This is a genomic window from Bacillus cereus group sp. BfR-BA-01350, from assembly GCF_022663775.1.
Classification (GTDB): domain Bacteria; phylum Bacillota; class Bacilli; order Bacillales; family Bacillaceae_G; genus Bacillus_A; species Bacillus_A paranthracis.
Genome location: NZ_JAKUGD010000067.1, coordinates 1 through 223 on the forward strand (window position 1 = coordinate 1; position 223 = coordinate 223).

Genomic DNA, 223 nt, shown 5'->3' on the forward strand with positions numbered 1-223 from the left:
CCGTGTTCATTCATATAATAAAGTACATCTAGTTTATACTCGGCTGGGTAGAATGTATAGCACTTTTCAAAGGCCTTTTCACCTGAAGATTCATATCGTCTAATCCACTCACGAAGTACGCTAGGAGTAACTCCTATAGATTTAGCAATTGTTTTTCCACTTTCTGTACCATCTAAATATCGTTTCACTGCTTGAATTTTTTCTGTTGAAGAAAATTTAGCCA

The 223-nt window shown here is 35.4% G+C and carries 1 protein-coding gene; it reads right to left on the reverse strand.

The window, feature by feature from the left end:
• A partial coding sequence (locus tag MR147_RS27005; protein WP_242304896.1) for a transposase occupies positions 1–223 on the reverse strand: 223 nt, incomplete at both ends.